The sequence below is a fragment of the Streptomyces sp. 8K308 genome, from assembly GCF_004348315.1.
GTDB lineage: Bacteria > Actinomycetota > Actinomycetes > Streptomycetales > Streptomycetaceae > Streptomyces.
On the sequence record NZ_SMKC01000386.1, the window covers coordinates 1 to 6,330 of the forward strand.

Here is a 6,330-nt window from a genome sequence, read left to right on the forward strand (position 1 = left end):
GTCGTGGTGAGATGGACGAAGCCGACCCGGGGCGCGAGGTACCGCCGCATCAGCAGGTAGGTCAGGGCGGTCAGCACCAGGCCGGCGGCCAGGACCAGGGCGGTGAGCAGCAGGGTGAGCCGGCCGCGGGCCGTCAGCTGCGGGGGCACGGGACGGTACGGCACGTCACGCCCTGACGCGGTAGCCGACGCCGGTGACGGTGTCGATCAGCGGCGGGTCGCCCAGCTTGCGGCGCAGCGTGCCGACGGTGATGCGAACGGCGTTGGTGAACGGGTCGGCGTGCTCGTCCCACACCTTCTCCAACAGCGCCTCGGCGCTGAGCACGTCGCCTCGGGCCGCCAGCAGCTCGTGGAGCACGCCGAACTCCTTGGGCGTCAGGTGCAGCGCCCGGCCCCCGCGCTCGGCCAGCCGCCTGGCCGGGTCGAGCACGACGTCGGCCGCCCGCAGCACCGGAGGCCGGGCCGGGACGCTGCGGCGCGACAACGCCCAGACGCGGGCGACGAGTTCGGAGAACGCGAACGGCTTGCTCAGGTAGTCGTCGGCGCCCAGGGTCAGGCCGGCGACGCGGTCCTCGACCGAGTCGGCGGCGGTGAGCATGAGGACCCGGTGCCCCCCGTCCCCGGCGAGGCGCCGGCACACCGTGTCCCCATGCACCACCGGCAGGTCCCGGTCGAGCACGACCACGTCGTACGGAGTGTGGGCGCACTTCTCCAGCGCCGAGGCGCCGTCGGCCGCCAGGTCGACGGCGAAGCCGTGCCTGCGCAGGCCGGCCGCCACGTACTTCGCCAGAGGTCGCTCGTCCTCCACCAGCAGAACCCGCATGCGTGGAAGTGTGCCGACGCCGGCCTATGGACCGCGTATGGAACGACGATCGGCGGCCGAGCGGCGCGCGTCGGTAGAAGTGCGGACCGTACCGTCTCCAACCCCGCCCGAAGGGTGACGTCCTCATGACCACCACCACTCGCCGCACCGTCCTCGGCGCCCTCGGCGCCTCCGTAGCCGCCACCGGCGTGACGCTGGCCGGAACCGGGACCGCCCGGGCCGCGACAGCGGGGGCCGGGTCCAGCCGCGTCCCGCCGGAGCTCAGGCCCGGCGGCGCGTTCGACGCGTTCCTCCGGGAGGAGGCGGCGCAGGGCCGGTTCTCCGGCAGCGTGCTGCTGACCCACCGCGGGCGGCCGGTGTTGGCCCGCTCCCACGGCATGGCCGACCGCGACCGGTCCGTCCCCAACGGCCCGGACACGGCCTTCTCGCTGGCCTCGGTGACCAAGCTGTTCACCGCCGTGGCCGTGGCGCAGCTCGTCCAGCGGGGGAAGGTGGCGTACCAGGCGAAGGTCGGCGCCTACCTCGACGGCTTCCCCGCCGAGGTCGCCGACCGGGTGACCGTTCACCACCTCCTCACCCACACCTCGGGGATGGGCGACCCGTTCCGGATGCCGGGGTTCTGGGAGGAGGCGCGCACCTGGGACAGCGCGGAGGAGGTGATGGCGGGCTTCGCGCGGTACGTCCGGGCCGACCGGCCGGTGTTCCAGGCCGGCGCCGGGTTCGCGTACAGCAACGCCGGCTACCACGTGCTCGGCGAGATCGTCGCGGCTGTCGCGGGCCGGTCGTACCACGACCACGTCAGGGAGCACGTCTTCGCGGCGGCCGGGATGACCGGCTCCGACTTCTACACCAAGCCGCGGTGGCGCGCCGACCGCCGCCTCGCGCACCCCTACGCCCGCACGGACTCGGGCGGGCGGGAGGACGTCCTCGAGGACCGGCTGTTCATCGGCACCCCGGCCGGGGACGCCTTCGCGACCTGCGCCGACCTGGACCGCTTCGCGCGGGCGCTGACCGGCGGTGAGCTGCTCGACCCGGCGTACACGGACATCACGCTCGGCGGGAAGCTGCCGCCCGCCCCGCCCGGCGGTGGTGGTGGCGGTGGTGGCACCGGCCGGACGGTGTTCCAGGCGTACGGCCCGATGGCCGCGTTGGAGCGGGGCCAGTGGGTGATCGGACACGGCGGCGGGTCCCAGGGCATCTCGACCAGCGTGGAGCTCTTTCCTGACACCGGCTGGGTCGCGGTGGTCCTCGCCAACTACGACGTGCCCCCGGGCACCCCGCCGGCCGTCCCCACCAGGGCCCGCGAGCTGATCGTCGCCGCGGGGGCGTGACGCGGCGGGCGCCGGTCCTGGCCGGTCACGGGCGCGGGATCACGGCCACCGGGCAGGCGGCGAAGTGCAGCAGCGCGTGGCCGGTGAGACCGAGGTGCAGGCCGTCCTCGCCGCGCCGCCGGTGGGCGCCGACGACCAGTAGGTCCGCCGCCTCGGCCGCGCCGAGCAGCGCCGGGCGCGCCGGGCCCTCGGCGATGTCCCGCGTCACCCGGACGCCGGGGTGCCGCTCGGCCGCCCGCGCCAGCGCGTCGTCGAGCAGCGCCCTGGCGGCGGCCTCGTCGGCGGCGCGGGCCGCGTCCGTCGTGGGCCGCCAGGCGTGCAGCGCGAGCAGCCCGCAGGACCTGACCTCGGCCTCCCGGAACGCGAACTCCAGGGCCTCGGCGTCCCGCTCCGCGCCCCTGACGCCCAGCACGACGCGGCGGCCTGCCGGCGTCGCCCGCGTCCCGCGCACCACCACGACCGGGCAGTCGGCGCGGCCGGCCACACCGAGGCTGACCGAGCCGAGCATCATGCTGGCCAACGGGCCCCGGCCACGGGACCCGACCACCACGGCGAAGGCGCTCCGGCCCTCCTCGACCAGGGCCCGCACGGGCGGCTCGGCGCGGGCGGCGGTGGAGACCTCGACGGCGGGCCCCCGGCCGGCGGCCCGCCGCTCGGCCGCGGCCAGCACCTCGCGGCCCAGCGTCCCGCCGTCCGGCCGGTCGAGCCCGGCGTCGGACGTGAGGCCCTCGTAGCGCTCCCAGAACGAGCCGTACACCAGCCGCACCGGGCGTTCGTGGCGCGCCGCCTCGTCCACCGCCCAGTCGACCGCGGCCAGGCAGGACTCCGACCCGTCCACCCCCACCACCATGGGCTGCGCCACCGCTGTCACCGCCTCCTCGGCGTCCACGCTTCCCGTCAAGCACAGCACCCGGAGACGGTTCCCGCCACGCGGCGGACGGCGAGCGGAGCGAGGAGCGCCAGCATCGGGCGGGTTTACGGCCCACCCGGGCGGCTACCCGCCGCACCGAGCGACGCCGGACCCAGGAACCCGAGGGACGCGAGAATGAGGCACACCATGACCGGCACCACGGAGGACGACCGCATCCGCTGGTTCGAGGACCTGTCGGCCCAGGACGTGGCGGTGGTCGGCGGCAAGAACGCCTCGCTCGGCGAGATGATCGGCAACCTGGCCCCGCGCGGCATCCGGGTCCCCGCCGGCTTCGCCACCACCGCCGACGCCTACCGCGAGTACCTGGCCGCCGACGGCCTGGGGACGGCCGTCGGCGAGCGGCTCGACACCCTGCGCGACGGCGCGGAACTCGCCGACGTGGGGCGGGCGGTCCGCGAGCGGATCCTGGACACCCCGCTGCCGGCCGCCCTGGACGGGGCGATCCGCCGCGCCTACCGCGAGCTGTGCGAGCGCCTCGGGCGGGCCGACGTGGACGTGGCGGTGCGCAGCAGCGCCACCGCCGAGGACCTGCCCGAGGCCAGCTTCGCGGGGCAGCAGGAGACCTTCCTCGGCGTCACCGGCGAGGACGCTGTGGTGGACGCGGGCCGCCGCTGCTACGCCTCGCTGTTCACGGACCGGGCGATCAGCTACCGGGAGCACCAGCACGTCGACCACCCGTGGGTGGCGCTGTCCGTGGGCGTGCAGCAGATGGTGCGCTCGGACCGGGCCGGCGCCGGGGTGATGTTCACGCTGGACACCGACAGCGGCTTCCCGCGCGTCGTGCTGGTCAACGCGGCCTTCGGGCTCGGCGAGTCCGTGGTCTCCGGCGCGGTCGACCCCGACGAGTACGAGGTGTTCAAGCCCTTCCTGCACAAGAGGAGCGGGACCTCGACCTGACGCGGGTGCCGGAGACACGGACCCGGGGGCGAAGGCCAGCTCGGCCCGGGCCTGCTGCGGTTTGGTGCGCTCGAGCACCTCGCCGGCGAGCCGCGTGAGGGTGTGCAGCAGCTCATCGGCTCCGGGACGCGGTTCGTCGTGCGGCCTGGGCATCGCGCACGCTACCTGGGCTTTCGATCCGTCCCCACCTGCCACGCTACCGCCGAGCGCGTGCGACGGCTTCCGGAACGCCCTGACCCGCGGCGACGCGGGTGGCGCCGCCGGCCTGGCTAGCCCCGTGCGCCGAGGGCGCGCAGGAAGCTCGCCGAGTCGGTGACCCAGCCGAAGAGGCGCTCGACGAGGATCAGGGACGACTCGTGGTGGGCCGGGCCCTGGATCTCGGCGACGCAGTCGCTGAGCAGGATCGGGCGGTAGTCGCGGAACATGGCGTCCCTGACCGTGGACTCCACGCAGACGCTCGTGGTGCAGCCGGTGACGACCAGGTCGCGGACGCCGAGGCGGCGCAGGGTCGCGTCGAGCTCGGTGTCGTGGAAGCCGCTGAACCGGTTCTTGCCGATGACGACGTCGTTCGGCCCGGGGTCCAGCTCCGGGAGGATCCGGGTGTTCCAGGTGTCCCTGACAAGCACCCGGCCCTCGGTGCCGTCGGGGGCGGCGACAGTGCGGCCCACGGTGGTGTGGACGAGCCGGTTCTTGCTGTCCTCCGGGCCCAGGTCGGAGAGGTCGGGGAGGTAGCCGTGCTGGAGGTAGACCACCGGCAGGCCCGCGCCGCGGGCGGCGGTCAGCACGCGGGCGATGGGGGCGATCGTCGCCCTGAGCAGGGAGATGTCACCGCCGCCCAGGTCGACGCCGCCGCCCTCGGCGGCGAAGTCGTTCTGCATGTCGACCACGAGCACGGCGGTGCTCGCCGCGTCGACGGCGACGGGCTCGGGGCGGGCGTCGATGGTGTGGGTCATGGTGGGCTCCGACCGGCTAAAGTGCACAGGGTGTGTAGTTTCTAAAGTACACATGGTGTGCAGTTCTATGCAACGGTGGTCCGCATGACGAAGTCGATCGACGCCCCACGCAACGCCCGCGGCCGGCGGACCCGCTCGGCGATCCTGGCGGGGGCCCGCGCGCTCCTTGAGGAGCGCGGTCTCGAGGCGCTGACCATGACGGCGGTCGCCGAGCGCGTGGGCGTCTCCCGGCGCGGGATCTACCTGCACTTCGCCTCCCGCACCGAACTGGTGACGGCCCTCTTCGACCACGTGGCGGGCGAGGAGGGTCTTTACGAGTCGGTCGACCGGGTGTGGCAGGCCCCCGACGCGGTGGCCGGGCTCGACGAGTGGGCCAGGCACCTGGCCCGCTACCACCCGCGCGTGCTGGCCGTGGACGAGGCCGTGCGGCGGGTCAGGGCACAGGACCCCGACGCCGCCCGGCACTACGAGCGGGCCGCGGCCTCCCAACTGGCGCACTGCCGGCGGCTGGCCGAATGGCTCGCCGCCGAGCGGCGGTTGGCACCGCCGTGGACGGTGCGGACGGCGGCTGACATGATGCGGTCGCTGGTCTCCTCCGACCTGGTGTCCGCGCTCCTCGCCGAACGCGGCTGGTCACAGGAGGAGTTGGGCGACCGGCTGGCCCTGCTACACCGGCGGACCTTCGCACTGCCGGCGCCCGCCGAGGACGGGGGCCGGGCCGTGCCCCGGTGACCGACGGCGGGTGCCGCGGCCGTCGGCACCCCTCCCGACACCGGTGGGGCAGGGTTGCCTCCCAACGACGGCCAGGGCGTCCGCCGGGCCAAGCGGCGAGCAGCCACGGCTTCAAGGGAGTGGATCGTTCATGCCCCCCGAACTCCCGCCCTCGGCCTCCCCGGTCTTCTTCACCAGGGACGACGTCGAGGCGGCGACACCCGGCAACAGGAAGCCGTGGACCCGGCAGCTCGAGTTCGACAAGGAGATCAACACCGACGACATAGCCGCCACCGCCGCCGCCTACGGCCGGGCGGCCGCCGAGGCGCGGGGAGCACAGGACCTCGCGGTGCGGGCCACCGAGATCTCCCAGCGCGGCGGGGGCCTGGACGGCTCCTCGCTGGTGAACAGCGAGGCCCGCATCGACGAGACGCGAGGGGGCCTGCAGGACGGCGGCGCCGACATCGACGCCGTGGTCGGGCACCTCGTGCACGCCATGAACCTGGCGCTCGCCACCAAGGACGACGTCCGCGGGCTGATCCACAACCCCCAGGGTCTTGACACCAAGTACCTCAACCACCTCAACGCGGCCATCGCGGAGTGGAACGACTGGGTGCGGGCGCTCAACGACGCCGTGGCGAACCAGAGCGACCTCAGAGAGGGGGCCGGGATCTGGGTCATGGGG

6 protein-coding genes and 1 pseudogene are annotated in these 6,330 nt (G+C 74.6%); 4 read left to right on the top strand and 3 right to left on the bottom strand.

The genetic code is table 11. The features are described from left to right. Positions 1-165: 165 nt before the first annotated feature. Positions 166-822 (bottom strand): response regulator transcription factor, encoded by a 657-nt coding sequence (locus tag E1265_RS31965; protein ID WP_132934458.1) that lies wholly within the window; start codon positions 820-822, stop codon positions 166-168. A 125-nt stretch (positions 823-947) separates the two neighbouring features. Between E1265_RS31965 and E1265_RS31970 the strand changes: the two genes are divergently transcribed. After that, positions 948-2,153 carry a serine hydrolase domain-containing protein gene (locus tag E1265_RS31970; protein WP_132934459.1) on the top strand — a complete coding sequence of 402 codons (1,206 nt, stop codon included), beginning with the start codon at positions 948-950 and terminating at the stop codon, positions 2,151-2,153. 25 nt (positions 2,154-2,178) lie between these two features. Here E1265_RS31970 and E1265_RS31975 read toward each other — a convergent pair whose 3' ends face one another. Next, the gene (locus tag E1265_RS31975) at positions 2,179-3,054 is read right to left on the bottom strand and encodes a universal stress protein (RefSeq protein WP_243741258.1); all 876 of its coding nucleotides are present in this window, start codon (positions 3,052-3,054) and stop codon (positions 2,179-2,181) included. 156 nt (positions 3,055-3,210) lie between these two features. Between E1265_RS31975 and E1265_RS31980 the strand changes: the two genes are divergently transcribed. After that, positions 3,211-3,981, top strand: a complete 771-nt coding sequence (locus E1265_RS31980; protein ID WP_132934460.1) for a PEP/pyruvate-binding domain-containing protein — start codon at positions 3,211-3,213, stop codon at positions 3,979-3,981. Between the two features lie 269 nt (positions 3,982-4,250). Here E1265_RS31980 and E1265_RS31985 read toward each other — a convergent pair whose 3' ends face one another. Continuing rightward, positions 4,251-4,934, bottom strand: coding sequence for a cysteine hydrolase (locus tag E1265_RS31985; protein ID WP_207931292.1), 684 nt, complete (start codon positions 4,932-4,934; stop codon positions 4,251-4,253). A gap of 84 nt (positions 4,935-5,018) precedes the next feature. Here E1265_RS31985 and E1265_RS31990 point away from each other — a divergent pair, with 84 nt between their 5' ends. Next, the gene (locus tag E1265_RS31990; protein WP_132934462.1) at positions 5,019-5,666 is read left to right on the top strand and encodes a TetR/AcrR family transcriptional regulator; all 648 of its coding nucleotides are present in this window, start codon (positions 5,019-5,021) and stop codon (positions 5,664-5,666) included. A 130-nt stretch (positions 5,667-5,796) separates the two neighbouring features. Further along, a pseudogene (locus E1265_RS31995) lies at positions 5,797-6,330 on the top strand (hypothetical protein); the annotation flags it as partial.